General features: G+C 42.9%; 19 protein-coding genes. 16 read left to right on the top strand and 3 right to left on the bottom strand.

Annotated features, from left to right (window positions below):
* Positions 1-74 precede the first annotated feature (74 nt).
* The 4 genes from B5D59_RS08225 to B5D59_RS08210 are packed head-to-tail and all read left to right on the top strand — an operon-like array spanning position 75 to position 3,566.
* Positions 75-1,646, top strand: a complete 1,572-nt coding sequence (locus B5D59_RS08225; RefSeq protein WP_078817588.1) for a 4-hydroxyphenylacetate 3-hydroxylase family protein — start codon at positions 75-77, stop codon at positions 1,644-1,646.
* Positions 1,647-1,663: 17 nt separating this feature from the next.
* Positions 1,664-2,449: a dioxygenase family protein gene (locus tag B5D59_RS08220; protein ID WP_078817587.1), complete on the top strand. Its 786-nt coding sequence runs from the start codon at positions 1,664-1,666 to the stop codon at positions 2,447-2,449.
* A gap of 39 nt (positions 2,450-2,488) precedes the next feature.
* Entirely contained in the window at positions 2,489-3,037 is a 549-nt protein-coding gene (locus B5D59_RS08215) for an FAD synthetase family protein (RefSeq protein WP_245799485.1), read from the top strand.
* 43 nt (positions 3,038-3,080) lie between these two features.
* Complete coding sequence (locus tag B5D59_RS08210) at positions 3,081-3,566, top strand: flavin reductase family protein (RefSeq protein WP_078817586.1); 486 nt, start codon at positions 3,081-3,083, stop codon at positions 3,564-3,566.
* A 144-nt stretch (positions 3,567-3,710) separates the two neighbouring features.
* On the opposite strand, the gene B5D59_RS08205 is transcribed toward B5D59_RS08210, so the two are convergent.
* Positions 3,711-4,196, bottom strand: coding sequence for a QueT transporter family protein (locus B5D59_RS08205; RefSeq protein WP_078817585.1), 486 nt, complete (start codon positions 4,194-4,196; stop codon positions 3,711-3,713).
* Between the two features lie 157 nt (positions 4,197-4,353).
* Here B5D59_RS08205 and B5D59_RS08200 point away from each other — a divergent pair, with 157 nt between their 5' ends.
* Complete coding sequence (locus B5D59_RS08200; RefSeq protein ID WP_009766511.1) at positions 4,354-4,536, top strand: hypothetical protein; 183 nt, start codon at positions 4,354-4,356, stop codon at positions 4,534-4,536.
* Positions 4,537-4,614: 78 nt separating this feature from the next.
* Here B5D59_RS08200 and B5D59_RS08195 read toward each other — a convergent pair whose 3' ends face one another.
* Both B5D59_RS08195 and B5D59_RS08190 read right to left on the bottom strand, forming a co-directional pair.
* Entirely contained in the window at positions 4,615-5,079 is a 465-nt protein-coding gene (locus tag B5D59_RS08195) for a GNAT family N-acetyltransferase (protein WP_078817584.1), read from the bottom strand.
* Positions 5,080-5,170: 91 nt separating this feature from the next.
* Positions 5,171-5,356: a hypothetical protein gene (locus B5D59_RS08190; protein ID WP_221837734.1), complete on the bottom strand. Its 186-nt coding sequence runs from the start codon at positions 5,354-5,356 to the stop codon at positions 5,171-5,173.
* A 212-nt stretch (positions 5,357-5,568) separates the two neighbouring features.
* On the opposite strand from B5D59_RS08190, the gene B5D59_RS08185 reads away from it, so the two are divergent.
* The 11 genes from B5D59_RS08185 (at position 5,569) to B5D59_RS08140 (ending at position 14,378) form a co-directional block, all read left to right on the top strand.
* Positions 5,569-6,258 carry a response regulator transcription factor gene (locus tag B5D59_RS08185; protein WP_078817583.1) on the top strand — a complete coding sequence of 230 codons (690 nt, stop codon included), beginning with the start codon at positions 5,569-5,571 and terminating at the stop codon, positions 6,256-6,258.
* A complete protein-coding gene (locus tag B5D59_RS18195; RefSeq protein WP_176132534.1) occupies positions 6,236-6,418 on the top strand; it encodes a hypothetical protein in 183 nt (60 codons plus the stop codon). The genes B5D59_RS08185 and B5D59_RS18195 overlap by 23 nt, the downstream gene beginning before the upstream one ends.
* A complete protein-coding gene (locus B5D59_RS08180) occupies positions 6,415-8,622 on the top strand; it encodes a sensor histidine kinase (RefSeq protein WP_176132533.1) in 2,208 nt (735 codons plus the stop codon). Before B5D59_RS18195 ends, B5D59_RS08180 begins: the two co-directional genes overlap by 4 nt.
* 155 nt (positions 8,623-8,777) lie before the next feature.
* Positions 8,778-9,128 (top strand): hypothetical protein, encoded by a 351-nt coding sequence (locus B5D59_RS08175; RefSeq protein WP_078817581.1) that lies wholly within the window; start codon positions 8,778-8,780, stop codon positions 9,126-9,128.
* 69 nt (positions 9,129-9,197) lie between these two features.
* A complete protein-coding gene (locus B5D59_RS08170) occupies positions 9,198-9,659 on the top strand; it encodes a DinB family protein (protein WP_078817580.1) in 462 nt (153 codons plus the stop codon).
* Between the two features lie 211 nt (positions 9,660-9,870).
* On the top strand, positions 9,871-10,221 hold the full coding sequence (locus B5D59_RS08165; RefSeq protein WP_078817579.1) for a lmo0954 family membrane protein: 351 nt from the start codon (positions 9,871-9,873) through the stop codon (positions 10,219-10,221).
* A gap of 14 nt (positions 10,222-10,235) precedes the next feature.
* Positions 10,236-10,868 carry a PspA/IM30 family protein gene (locus tag B5D59_RS08160; RefSeq protein WP_078817578.1) on the top strand — a complete coding sequence of 211 codons (633 nt, stop codon included), beginning with the start codon at positions 10,236-10,238 and terminating at the stop codon, positions 10,866-10,868.
* Positions 10,869-10,918: 50 nt separating this feature from the next.
* Positions 10,919-11,620 carry a cell wall-active antibiotics response protein LiaF gene (gene liaF, locus B5D59_RS08155; RefSeq protein WP_078817577.1) on the top strand — a complete coding sequence of 234 codons (702 nt, stop codon included), beginning with the start codon at positions 10,919-10,921 and terminating at the stop codon, positions 11,618-11,620.
* Positions 11,617-12,663: a sensor histidine kinase gene (locus tag B5D59_RS08150; RefSeq protein ID WP_078817576.1), complete on the top strand. Its 1,047-nt coding sequence runs from the start codon at positions 11,617-11,619 to the stop codon at positions 12,661-12,663. The genes liaF and B5D59_RS08150 overlap by 4 nt, the downstream gene beginning before the upstream one ends.
* Positions 12,638-13,270, top strand: coding sequence for a response regulator transcription factor (locus B5D59_RS08145; protein ID WP_078817575.1), 633 nt, complete (start codon positions 12,638-12,640; stop codon positions 13,268-13,270). The genes B5D59_RS08150 and B5D59_RS08145 overlap by 26 nt, the downstream gene beginning before the upstream one ends.
* A 277-nt stretch (positions 13,271-13,547) precedes the next feature.
* Positions 13,548-14,378 (top strand): undecaprenyl-diphosphate phosphatase, encoded by an 831-nt coding sequence (locus B5D59_RS08140; RefSeq protein WP_040758646.1) that lies wholly within the window; start codon positions 13,548-13,550, stop codon positions 14,376-14,378.
* The last annotated feature ends 8 nt before the right edge of the window (positions 14,379-14,386 follow it).

The raw sequence follows: 14,386 nt of genomic DNA, 5'->3' as shown, positions 1-14,386 counted from the left end.
TTACAGTTACAAATATTCAGAATATAAATTAGTATTATAAGTAGAAAGAGATTACATTTGAAGGAGGCATATACATGACAAGCAAGCAACAAGAAGCTGTGAAGAAACCAATGACTGGAGAAGAGTATTTGGAAAGCCTACGGGACGGTAGGGAGATTTGGCTGCACGGCGAGAAGGTAGAAGACGTTACCACTCATCCGGCCTTTAGAAATAGTGCACGCTCTATCGCCAGATTATATGACGCCTTACATGATCCGGAACATAAAGATATATTGACTCGGGAAACAGACACAGGAAACGGTGGCTATACACAAAGATTTTTCCGACCAGACAAAACAGCTGAAGACTTATTCAAAACAAGAGATGCTATCGCGGAGTGGTCTAGACTGACTTACGGACAAATGGGAAGATCACCAGACTACAAAGCATCGTTCTTGGCAACGCTAGGTGCCAATCCTGAATATTATGGGAAATATGAAGCAAATGCTAGACGTTGGTATAAGGAAGCACAGGAAAATAACTATTATTTCAACCATGCGATAATTAATCCTCCAGTAGATCGGGATAAGCCAATTGATGAAGTAAAAGATGTTTTTATTCGTTGTGTAGGAGAGACTGAAGAGGGGATTCTAGTAAGCGGTGCCAAAATGGTAGCTACAGGATCAGCATTGACAAATTATAACTTCATTGCGCATTATGGTGCCTTGCCTATTCCAACGGAGGAATATGCACTAGTTTTTGTTGCCGATATGGCTACTCCTGGAATTAAGTTAATCAGTAGACCTTCTTACGAATTAAACGCAGCAGTGACAGGGAGTCCCTTCGACTATCCGCTCAGTAGTCGGTTTGATGAGAATGACACGGTTATTGTATTTGATAATGCGTTGATTCCTTGGGAGAACCTTCTTGTATATAAGGATGTTGAAAAAGCAAATAGTTTCTTTGCCGAAAGTGGTTTCTTGCATCGCTTCACCTTCCACGGTGTCACTCGTTTAGCAGTAAAGCTCGACTTCATTTCAGGGCTACTCATGAAAGCATTAAGGGCAAACGGTACGGATAAGTTCCGCGGCGTACAAGCGAATATTGGAGAAGTCCTTGCCTATCGAAATATGTTCTGGGCGATGAGTGATGCCATGGCTTTAAATCCAAATGAAGGACCAAATGGAACAGTCCTTCCAAACATTGACTATGGTTTATCGTACCGGGTCTTCATGTCTGAGGGTTGGCCACGTGTCAAAGACATTATTGAAACGGTTGTGGCCGGAAGTTTGATTGTACAGCCATCAAGTGCAAATGATTTTAAAAACCCTGAATTACGTCCATATATAGATAAACTTTATCGTGGTTCAAATAATATAGAAGCAATTGAAAAAATCAAGGTTATTAAACTACTTTGGGACGCTATCGGAACGGAATTTGGTGGGCGGCATGAGCTGTACGAGCGGAATTATTCAGGAAACAATGAAAACATTCGCTTGGAGAACCTAGTGATGGCGCAACAGACGGGCCAAGCAACTGCTTATGAGAAATTTGCACAGGAATGTATGGATGATTACGATTTGGATGGTTGGGTAAACCCAACGTGGATTAATCCGGATGATGTTAATGTGACGTTGAAAAATAAAATCAAAACTACTAAAAATTAAAAATGGGGGTAGTGATTATGCAAACTGAAACTTTAAAGAAAAACGAAAGAGTAGAAGAGGTTTTCAACCTATTTATTAAACATATCCAAGGATTTCTGCAAGAAGCAAAACTAAATCACGAAGAATATACAAACTTTGTAGATTGGGCAGATCGACTAGGGCGTAAAGGAGAGCTACCTTTATTCGCGGATGTATTTTTGGAGACCCACGTGTTACGTGCGATGTATACCGATAAGCCAGGAACTCAGCCATCTTTACTCGGACCCTATTTCGTCGAGAATTCTCCAAAAGTCGAAGCGAAAGACGGGGATGCTTATATCTTGACACAACGACCAGACGAAAAAGGAGAGATCATGTATTTCAAAGGAAATGTAAGTAGTACAAACGGAAAACCGCTGGCAAACACAAAAGTGGAAATGTGGCAAAATGATGCGTCAGGAAAATATTCTTCATTTGATTCGGACGCACCAAAATATAATTTCAGGGGTCACTTCTTTACTGACAATAATGGCGATTTTGAAGTGCGTTCTATCGTGCCGCTTCCTTACTCCATTCCTACAGATGGGCCAACGGGAGAGTTCCTAGACTATACGGAGCAACACCCAATGCGTCCTGCACACTTACACCTCATGTTTGAAGCAGAAGGACACGAAACACTTATAACTCAAGTGTTCTTTGAAGGAGATGAGTGGCTGGAGACGGACGTAGCTGACGGTGTTCGTTTAGATCTTATGACAACTCTGCGAGATGAAAACGGAGTGAAAAAAGCGGAATTAGATTTCGTAATGCGTGAAGAGAACTAAATCCAAATATGTTCTTTTGTAAATACAACCAGAAATGAGGTGCTTCCCATTAAAGTATATCGAGATGGCGAACTAGAATTACCACAATCAATCATGACAATCGGTGCATTTGACGGGCTGCACCTTGGACATCAAGCACTAATTAATCGGGCAAAGTCGAGAGCGGAAATATATGGAGTACCATTCGTTGTATATACATTTGATCCACCGCCCAAAGTGTATTTTCAAAATCAATCACTTTTAACTCCTTTTGCGGAAAAAGAGAAGTTTTTACGGAATATGGGTGTGGATTATACCATAGTAGCTTCTTTCGATGAGCATTATGCTTCTCGAAGTGTCGGCGAATTTTTGGTTGAACTGAGGAAAATACATCCGCAAGAAATATGGGTAGGTCCGAATTTTTATTTTGGAAAAGGCAAAAGCGGAACAACACAGGACTTAAATATGATTAGCAAGACATTCGAACAACCAGTTGTTCGATGTTCCAAAGGAGAAGTTATTTCGTCTACAAGGATTCGCAAATTGTTTCAAGGTAACGAGGCAGACCAGGCCTATTGCTTGCTTGGAAGACAGTTAACGAATGAATAGGTCTGACATAGAATGCTTTGCAACTAGTTGGGGGGTTATATAAATGGATAGTCGAGAGTATCGAAATTGTATGGGTCGCTTTGCTACGGGGGTAACCGTGGTAACATGTAAAACTGACAACCAGCATCATGGCATTACGGCAAACTCATTTACATCCGTCTCATTGGATCCGCCTTTAGTTTTGGTCTCCGTGGACAGAAAGGCAAAAGCGGCGCAACATTTACATACAAAACCATTTACGGTAAATATTTTAGCAAGCCATCAAGAAGATGTCGCCATGCATTTTGCGGGGCGTCCAAAAGAACAGGAGCCCTTTAGTTGGACGGAAGGTGAACATTCCGTAAGATTTGAGGAGTCGCTTGCGTTTATTGAATGTACACCATGGGCTGAATATGATGGTGGGGACCATATTATATTCGTAGGTAAAGTGGAGAACTTCGAGTATCAAGATAAGGATGCATTAATATACTACTCAGGAAAGTTCACTTCTCTAGTTAGCCAGGCTTCGTTGGAGAATGTATCCAAATGATCTAAAAAGCTTCGTTCTATTTAAAGAACGAAGCTTTTTCTTGTGTTCAACATAGCGGTAATGGAGTTAACGAGGGCTCTGAGTCTTGTAGACATGAGCAGTTAGGTTTGTGCAAGGAGTGTATTCGTTAGTTTGAAAATGAGGTTAAATCAATTTTCCGAATTGCAACCGTTTATTGAGAGCCTGCATAATCGGAATTCCAATTATCATGACTGCACATTCTCCAATCGCCACGTATAACCAAGTTAAAAGAAATGGAAGATGAAGCACGATGTTTAATTCCCAAGCGATTAAAAACATGGTGGTCGTGAAGATAAAGGTGTTGAAAATCATTCGTGCCAATAAATTGGTCGTGAAGCGAGAGAAGAGAATTGTCAGCGATAATGCGAGTACAGATTGACCAACACCAAAAACCAGATCGATCGGTCCGAGTTCTGACAGTAATAAGTTGGAGACGAAAACTCCGACTACGACCCCAAAAATATAGCGTGGATTAAAGACCACGAGATGATTGAAGATCTCCGAAACACGGAATTGGACATTCGTAAAGCCGAATGGAAGAATGGCCAACGTAACGGCTGTATAAAGAGCAGCAATAATTCCACTGATCGCAAGTGTTTTAACATTCATTCAGAATACCCCTTTAAGTGAAGATAAGAAAACCTTATACAGTATACCTGACAAGTGACACTTTTTTCTAGGCGGACGGTTTATTACCGTTCCTCACTTAGTTTTGTAGGTCTGCGTGGTATACTAAAGTAACTAAAGAGATGAGGAGGAATTTTTCATGCAGTACTCGCAAACTAAAATGGTAAAGCTCGTAAAACAGAGCCCAGAGTTAAACCGACAGTTGAAGGCCATCATGAAAGAGCATGAACTAGAGAAAAGTTTCGCCTTGAAAGCTTTGTATCATGCGGAAGTGAAAGACGGAGGAACGTATCAGAGGGATTATCAGGAAATACGGGATTAAAAATTTCAGGTTGTCTGGCAGTTCATTGGGAAATGACTTCTGGACAACCTTTTTTTGTGCGTGATAATTATTGCGTTTCTAAAAAAGGTTTTTCTTAAATACATAACTGACACGATCATAGTCCATTTTATTCTCATAAAAACGATGCGCGTCGTGCCGCTGCAGTCCTGATGATAGGGCAATACTTGTGTAGTCATTGTCACGCGCCCATTCGTGAATGAAGGTTAGCAGCGCTTCACCATAGCCGGCAGACCGTTTTGTCTCATCGGTTACTAGATCGCAAACCCAAACAAATCTTCCGTAATATAGTGTGATCATCGGTTTGAAACCGGTGACTGCAACAAGTTCTTCTTGGTCGTATAGTGCATACATGCGATACTGATCTTTTTCGCGTGCTTCTGCTGTTAAAGTGAGATATTCCTGTTCATCCAAGTGGCTTCGCAGTTGTTTCATGACAGGGAAGGCCTGTAAAATTTCAGTTTCTGACTGAAGTTCTTTTATGGTTAGTGTGCTCAATGAACTCACCTTCTTTACTAGTTTCATTTTCTATTCCACATAGTGTGTACATTTTCCTTCTGCTGCTTATGTAAATGACAAACACCCATTTATAAAGCGATGGGTGCTTGTCCAAGGTTTATGGGTTGGTAGTGTAATCGTCACCTGTCTGTAGGCGCTTCTTATCCTTTTGGGAATTGGCATTGTTTTTCTTTGCTGCGTCATTTTGTCCAATCACATCAAGGTCATCCGGACTCAGGTCATAACCATAGCCGTACTCTTCCCTCATCTTGTCGTTTTGTTTGCGCTTATCTTTATTCGGCATTGTCGTCACCTCCATTATAGAAGTGTGGTCTTTTTTATAGGGATTATACGATGGCTATGAGTGGTCTGAGAGATTTAGGATCGTTAAAACAGATTAATGAGTAGCTGTAGATTCTACTTATGGAAACCTTAAGATTTTCTTCATATTTATCCTGCTTCTTTGTTAAGAGTTGGGTGGTAGAATTGAGTTATTAGTGAGATGGGGTGAAGGAAGTGGCGGAATTTACAGTGTTGGTTGCCGATGATGATAAGGAAATTCGAGAAGGCATTGAAATTTATTTGAAAAATGAGGGCTATAATGTGCTAAAAGCGGAGGATGGTCGCCAGGCGTTAGAGCTGCTCGCTTCTAATGAAGTGCATTTACTTATTTTAGATATTATGATGCCGAATATGGATGGCATTACGGCGACGTTCAAGATTCGGGAAGCGCGGAATATCCCGATCATCATGTTGAGTGCGAAGGCGGAGGACTCCGATAAAATTCATGGTTTGTCAGTCGGTGCCGATGACTATGTGACGAAGCCGTTTCATCCGCTTGAACTAATGGCGCGTGTAAAGTCACAACTTAGGCGTTATGTGCAACTTGGGACATATGATGTGCAAAAAATGATTGAAGTCGACGGGCTCGTCCTGAATGAAGAGGCGAAGGAGCTGTCGGTGGATGGGACACCGGTTCGGCTCACACCGATCGAATATAAGATTACGGAGCTGTTAATGAAGCATCCAGGACGCGTGTTTTCAATTAATGAAATTTACGAGCGTGTGTGGAACGAAGAAGCGTATAACGCGGAAAATATCGTCGCGGTGCATATCCGGAAAATCCGGGAGAAAATAGAAGCGGATCCGAAAAATCCTCGGTATGTGAAGGTGGTGTGGGGCGTTGGATACAAGATCGAAAAATAAAAGTGGAGTAGGCCTGTCACTCGTTGCCATTGCCCTCGCAGTCATCAGTTTAGTCTATTGTGCGTCATTTGCGGTTGATTTCTTCGTAAATGGATGGGAGCGCCTAGGAGTGGCTGTCGATTACTTCGGACGAATTGTAAGAGGAGGAACGATCCAATGAATAGAAAAATACAGTTAGGCATTTGGTCGGCGCTCGTTACGCTTGTCCTGATCTCATTACCGTCCATTTTTCATTATGCGCAGCAACTGGTGGGGAAGTCGGTTATCGACCAAGAGAACTTTTCTTGGCAGATGGAACGGACATATGAAAACTTAAGTGCTACTGTGCTGAATCCGATAGACCTTGAAAAAGCATCGCAAGAGATTCCTGTTACTAAGGAGGAAATTGAAGAGTATCGCAATTTGTACGGAACACTGTCGGAGCAATTGAGTAATATTCAAGAGCAATACGCCGAACGAATTGCGAATGCGAAGGCAGAAAATAATGAGACGTTATTGCTGGCTTTAGTGAAAGAGCGGGATACAAAGCTAGAGGACATCCAGCAGAACTTTGAAAGCGATGAGCATGTAGAAGATAAAATTCTCAAACAGAAAGCTCGGCAATTGGCGCTGTATGAGGAAGAAAAGAGAAATAGGCGTACAAATAATCTACCGATATCCTATGATCTTGTGAATATCGATACAGGAGAGCGTTTCAAAAAAGGCAATATAGGTGCAGCGGCTGCCTATAAAAAGAAGTTTAATGAAGCGAACGGCTATTTAAAAGCAGAATCATTCATGGATGATGTCAATAATAATGGTTTCTCCTGGTACGAAGGCGATGCTGCTGTGAACATTTCACATGACGATTTTAATAGTATCAGTAATAAACCTCAATTTTTCGAAGGTACCGTAATTGTTCCAAAAGAGGCGTTAGCGTCAGGCGGCTTGTATGAAGAAAGCCAAGCTTTTACACGTGGGAAATACAGCATGTATGCGTTTTGGGTAGTTGGCATTCTGGCGCTGGTCGCTTTGTTGACTGTGGTGCGATTCCGACGAGAGTGGGTGCTGTTCTCACGGTTTACTCCTGTCTATGCTCGCTTGCGGATAGACTTCAAAGCTGCTATTTTGCTGCTCACTGTACTTGTGCTCGGTACCTATATCCAATCTGAAATCTATCGTAGCTTGAATCAGTTCACTTACTTTACACTCGGGACAGCCGGTAATATGATTGTAAGTTTTCTGTTATTCGGTGTATTATTTACAGCACTTCTAGCATTCCAAGTAGTCCATTTAATTGAGCAATTGCGTCAGCCGGGCTATGCGGAACAGGCGTGGCGTGAAAGTTATACAGCTAGTTTTCTACAAAACGTAGTCGGGATGTTCAGTAATCGGACGGTTGGCATCCAGCTATTCATTTTGCTAATTGGATTCTTTTTAGCAGGTGTCGGTTTTGTCGGACTCTTTTTGGGTGGATTTACTTTCCTGATTTATGTGGCGTGTGTCTTCTTTCTTGGTCTTCCTGTATTGTTTTTATTCGCCAGCAGAGGGGCGTATTTAAACCGAATTTTATCTGCAACAGATGCGATGGCGGCAGGATATTACACAGAAGCGATTCCGGTCAAAGGAAGGTCTCCGCTGGCAAAACATGCGGCGAATTTGAACAATTTGCGTGAAGGTGTGCGGGTTTCCATCAATGAACAGGCGAAGAGTGAACGTTTGAAAACGGAACTGATCACGAATGTCAGCCACGATTTGCGGACACCGCTGACTTCTATTATTACGTATACAGATTTGTTGAAGGATGAAACGTTATCTGCTGAGGAGCGGGCGAAGTATGTTGCGATTTTGGATCAGAAATCACAGCGGTTGAAAACGCTGATCGAGGATTTGTTCGAAGTATCGAAGATGGCAAGCGGTAATTTGGAGATAACAAAGCAGCGCGTGGACTTGAATCAGTTGATGCATCAGGCGTTGGCAGAGCATGCGGAAGACTTTGCGGAATCGAATTTGGATGTTCGGATTACGTTGCCGGAAGTGCCGATCTTCGTTATGGTCGATGGGCAGAAATGGTGGCGCGTGCTAGACAATTTGCTTATCAATGCGCTGAAATATTCACTGCCGGGAACGAGAGTGTATGTGAATCTTCAAAAAGTCGGCACCCAAGCACGAATTACGGTGAAAAATATTGCGAAATATGAAATTGGCGACAACACCGATGAATTATTCGAACGATTCAAGCGTGGCGATGAATCAAGACAGACGGAAGGTTCAGGTCTTGGGTTGGCAATCGCCCAATCGATTGTCGAGTTACATGGCGGCAAGATGGATGTCGAAGTCGACGGTGATTTATTCAAGGTGACGGTTGAAATTGCGGCTGGGTAAATGGATTCAGGGAAAGACAGGCGGAAATTCCTGTTTTTCTCTGAATTTTTAGTTTAGTGAAGGAGAAAGTTTAGTTTTTGACGAATAGGGGTATATGTAGGATGTGCAGTCTCTATATCGAATGCACAGATGGCATGAAAGGGAGGAATGGTAATATGACAATCGTTGACGGTAAATATCCTAACAAGAAAGATTTAGAGCCGAAAGTAAAAGATGAAATTCATAATGGCAAGAGGGTGTCAGCTACAGACGAACTTCCGTTAGCAGATCCAGCCGATTCAGATTCCACTGCGGTATTCCGAGAAAATGCACAAGACGATACAGGTAAACATCAACCATCCGCGTACAGTCAAAATAAATCGCCGAGCCAAAATTATCATGACCTGAAGCCGGGCGAACAATTTCCTTTTGGTGATCAGGAAGAATTTAACCGAAAATATAACCATGAAGCGCATAATCAATGGAACGAACATAAAACAATCAACAAAACGAACGATCAGTCTTAACATCAGCCCGCTGACATGCGCGGCTGTTTTTAAATTGATATAATAGAGAAAAGTGAAAGGGTGGATGAAATGGGAGCAATTCAACAAGCAGGTCTAGCAAGAGGATACACATTAGGTTTGCTGAGGAAAGCAAATGAGGGTGCATGGGACACTCATCCCGACGGGTTTTCCAATACGATTCGTTGGAATGCGGGGCACATCTATGTATCTGCAGAGCACTTTTTAAGTCAGGCATTGAATGAATATGAACCGAGCCATTCCGAGTGGTTTCCGTTTTTTGCTACAGGCAGCAGTCCATCGACTTGGCAAGGCACTCCGCCGTCTGCCGATGAATTAATCACGGCGTTGAAAGAACAAGGACAACGGATTTCACAAGTAGGAGAGAGCAAATTGGGTCATGTGCTCGAGACACCAATCTCTCTCGGTGATCTGCTGACGATGAAAACAGTTGATGATGTCATCCGATTTAATACATGGCATGAAGGAATTCACGCCGGATTAATTGATGGATTAGTACGAGCAAGCCGATGAATGCAGACAGTCAGAGAATGTTCTGACTGTTTTTTTGTGCGGAAAAATGAAAATGGATGAGTGAACCGCGCCGAACTGATCTTCTACGCTATCAAATCAGGTCTTACCTCCCCCTCAGCCTTAAGTCTGAGCAAGAAATCCGCTATGGGACCCTCGGTGAGATGAGGAATTCATTATAAACTAGAGTTACAAATGAAGGGAGGACGTAAACATGAAAAAATTTGGACTAGTGGTGCTCGGCATCATAGCAGGCATAACGTTGGTGGCGAATCTTGGACCAATGATCGCACTTGCCATATCAGGGGTGATTGCTTTTTTCAGTTTTCATTACTGGAGAAAGAGTCAATCGACGTTTGCAAAAGTGTTTTGGATGATCGTGTTGGTTTGCAGTTTGATCAGCTCGGTTTCGAATATACCGGCATTCATTGGAATCATCGCGTTGATCGGGATGTATTATGTGTGGCGGAAGTGGAATGAGCGGGATAAGAATCCGGACATTATCACTGAATCGGATGATCCGTTTAAAAACTTTGAACGTCAATGGGATGAACTTACTAAGTAAAGGAGAGATGGACAATGAACGCATTCTGGCATCGTCTAAAATATACAGTACAGGAAGATTTGAATAGTTTGATGGAAAAAAAGAATGGGAAAGAAAACCCGCTTGAACAATTGAATCAATACTTTTTGGAAGCACAACAGCAAACGGCAGAAATCGGTAAGCTGCTCGAACGGCAAGGTCGTTTGAAAGAAGAACTGGAAAATGAACGGCAAGATGCAGATTTGATGGCTATGAAGCGTCGCCGTCAGCTGGAATTGGCAGAAGCGACGGGTGAAGAGGAACTGATTTCATTCGCAAAATCTGAAGTTGAAGCGTATGAAGGACGTGTGGCGCGGTTGTCTGCAAGTATTCAGGAGGCGACGCAAGAGCTGCTTTCATTAGAGAGAAAGTTCGAAGAGATGAAGCATCGAGTAAAAGATATGCGTGTTCGTCAGTTGCAATTAATGGGCAAAGAGAATGTGAAGCGGGCAGATGAGAAGATGAATCGTTTTGTCACGCCAGAAAATATATTTTCATCGCTTGATGATTTGCATACGTATATTGAAAATCTTGGAGGAACGACACGTACGACACAGTCTGCTTCTTCAATGGAACAGCGTTTGGATTCATTAGAAAAAAACAACGCAAAATCGCAGGAAATTGTGTAAACTAGAGGAGGAAGCATTGGGCTTCCTCCATCGAGAAGGGGGAGAATGAAATGAATAGCGAAAGCTCCAATAAAGTTGCGATATTCGTGCTCGGTTTTCTGGCGCTTGTGTTCGTGGAAGCAGTGTTCTTTTCAAACGGTAACTTCATCTTCCTCCTTCTCGGTGGAGGATTTATCTACTATGGTTATCGAAAAAGAGAAAAGTGGACAGCGATCACCGGTCTATTTTTTATAGCAATCGCATTATTGACATTGTGGAGTTTGCGAATGTTAATTCTGGGTGTCGTGCTGTATGTGCTGTGGAAGATGTGGAAAGGCACGCCTTCTAATGAAATTTTCGGGTCACTTCGCACGCCAAGGGACGGCGCGTCGGATAGTTTATGGAAAAATCGCTTATTTTCTGTCCAATCCACTCCGTTTTCGACGTATGAGTGGGAAGATGTGCATATGCAAGGATTCTTCGGGAATATTCATGTCGATGTGACGGATACGGTGTTGCCGAAAGGAGCTTCTTTCATTTCTATCCGTCAAAGTGTCGGTAAAATAACGATTGAGCTGCCGTATGATATCCCGGTGCGTATCCATTACGCCACTCTTTACGGCGAGGCATGTGTACTCGGGCAAGCACCGAAGCGTTTGCTGAATGAAGCGTTGCAAGTAAAGGATGGTTATGAAACGAAACAGCCGAATGATCCAGAGCTGATTATTTCCCTATTTACATGGATTGGCGATGTGGAGGTGCGCAGGAAATGAAAGCAATGATAGGTCGTACAATTTCCCTGACACTGCTTTTTAGCGGACTCGTCGCTGTTTTCTTCTATGTATTCATCAATTTGTCGTTAGAGGAGTATGGAGAGTTGCTGCTCACGACAGAAGCGGCGGATATGCCGTTAGTTGCGTGGCTGCTGATGACCATTTTCGTGGTCAGTTTAGTCATTGCGGGGTGGATGACTTCCAATAGCCGCGCAAAAGAGAATTTCATCACGAAGAAGCTGGAGAATCTTTACTCGAAGCAGGAGTTCGTTCCTTCGAAAAAGATGAACAAACAAACCAATCATTCAATTGGGCAATTGTATGACGTTCTTGACGCACAGCGCAACAGCCTGCGGCGCATTACGGATGAACGGGTCGAGGCGCAGGATAAGATCATTCAAGAACGAATTGTCCAAGAGCGGCAACGGCTGGCGAGAGAGCTTCATGATTCGGTCTCTCAGCAGTTATTTGCTGCTTCTATGTTACTGTCCGCCATTACGGAGCAAGCGGAAGAAGGCTCACAAATTGAAAAACCATTGTTGCAAGTAGAGAAAATTGTACAGCAGGCCCAGCTCGAAATGCGCGCTTTACTGCTGCATTTACGCCCGGCTGCCTTGCACAATCAGACGCTCGCAAAAGGTTTGGAAGAATTATTACATGAATTGAAGGAAAAAGTGACGTTTGATATTCGTTACCGTTTGGAAGATATGGAGCTCTCAAAAGGAGCAGAGGATCATTTATTCCGAATTGCGCAGGAAACCCTGTCGAATACGCTAAGACATGCAAAGGCGACGGAAGTAGAAGTGTTATTGATTGAACGAGATCATCTGGCCATTTTACGTGTGCAGGATAACGGGGTCGGATTTAAGCAAGACGATGGAAAGGGCGGTTCGTATGGACTACAAAATGTCCAAGAGCGAGCAATTGAAATCGGTGGCAGCTGCAAGATTGTTTCAGTGCCGTCTCAAGGAACGATTGTGGAAGTGAAATTGCCAATTCAGAAAGGGGAGATGGCAGATGATTCGAGTATTGCTAGTGGATGATCATGAAATGGTGCGCATCGGAGTATCGACCTACTTGCAAATGCAGCCTGACATAGAAGTGATCGGGGAAGCCGAAAATGGTCAAGAGGCAGTAGAAAAGGCACTGGAGTTGCGTCCGGATATCATTTTGATGGATATGGTCATGCCTGTGATGAACGGAGCCGAAGCAACTGCCGCCATCATTGCGAAGTGGCCGGAAGCAAAAGTGATTATCGTCACGAGCTTTCTTGACGATGATAAATTGTATCCAGCCCTCGAAGCAGGGGCTGTCAGCTATATATTGAAGACGTCTAATGCAAAGCGTGTGGCGGATGCAATTAGGGAAACGATGCAAGGGCAAACTGTGTTGGAACCGGAAGTGACATCAAAGATGATGAACAAGATGCGCAGCGGTCAAACTCACGAATTGCACGAGGAGTTGACAGATCGCGAGCTGGAAGTTTTATTATTGCTGGCGAAGGGCAGATCCAATCAGGAAATCGCCGATGAATTGTTCATTGCACTGAAAACAGTCAAGACGCATGTCAGCAATATTCTATCAAAGCTCGAAGTTCAAGACCGTACACAAGCGGTCATTTATGCGTTTCAGAAGAAATTAGTAGACTGATTCGTACTAGTTTTGAGCAGGGAAGCATATGAATGAATAAAATGAGATGTGGATAACCATCAAAGGATAAGCTGAGTAATCAGAAATTACGAACTTTTCCACAATCTATCCACCAGTTAATGTGTATAACTACATTTGGACAGATTAAAGAAGAAAAGTATTCACATGTGGATAATTAATTGAATGAAACTTATCCACTGATTCAGGCGTCATGGTAGTGTTATATTTAATAGAAAATAGAATAGGTGAAGGGCGGCCTTCACGGAAAGAGAGTCAAATGGAATTATTCGATTTAATTAAAGCGTTAATTTTAGGATTTGTAGAAGGAATGACGGAGTTTGCACCGGTCTCCTCGACAGGCCATCTTATCATTGTCGATGATATGTGGCTGAAGACGGAAGAGTTTTTGGGGAAATACCCGGCGATTACATTTAAGATCGTTATTCAGCTTGGTTCGATTTTGGCTGTTGTCGTCGTGTTTTGGAAACGATTATTTAGTCTTGTAGGTTTGTACAATGTGGAGAACGGCGTCAAGATGAGTGAACGTTTCAACTTGCTTCATGTCATTGTCGGGATGTTGCCGGCTGTTATTCTTGGGTTTGCATTCAAGGACTTGATTGATGATTATCTATTCGGAGTCGAAACGGTCATTATTGCTTTAGTGGCGGGTGCGTTGTTAATGATTGCGGCGGATCGGTTCGGACCAAAACACCCGCGCGTACAGACGTTGGATCAAATTACATACAAACAGGCATTCACTGTCGGACTCGTTCAATGTCTTTCGTTATGGCCAGGGTTTTCACGTTCAGGCGCGACGATTTCCGGAGGCGTTTTATTCGGGATGAATCACCGGACTGCGGCAGATTTCACGTTCATCATGGCGGTGCCGATCATGGCAGGTGCAAGTTTAGTGTCGGTGCTGAAAAACTGGGAGTATATGTCGATGGATCATATTTGGTTTTATGTTGTTGGATTTTTGAGCGCATTCATCTTCTCGCTCATCTCGATCCGTTTCTTCCTGAAACTAATTTCCCGAATTAAATTGGTACCGTTCGCGATTTATCGAATCGTCTTAGCTATTATTTTAGCGGTGATTGTGTTTTTATAAGAGAGAAA

Origin of the sequence: Sporosarcina newyorkensis (assembly GCF_900167515.1) — a bacterium.
Classification (GTDB): domain Bacteria; phylum Bacillota; class Bacilli; order Bacillales_A; family Planococcaceae; genus Sporosarcina; species Sporosarcina newyorkensis.
This window is presented reverse-complemented; position numbering and strand designations above follow the sequence as displayed.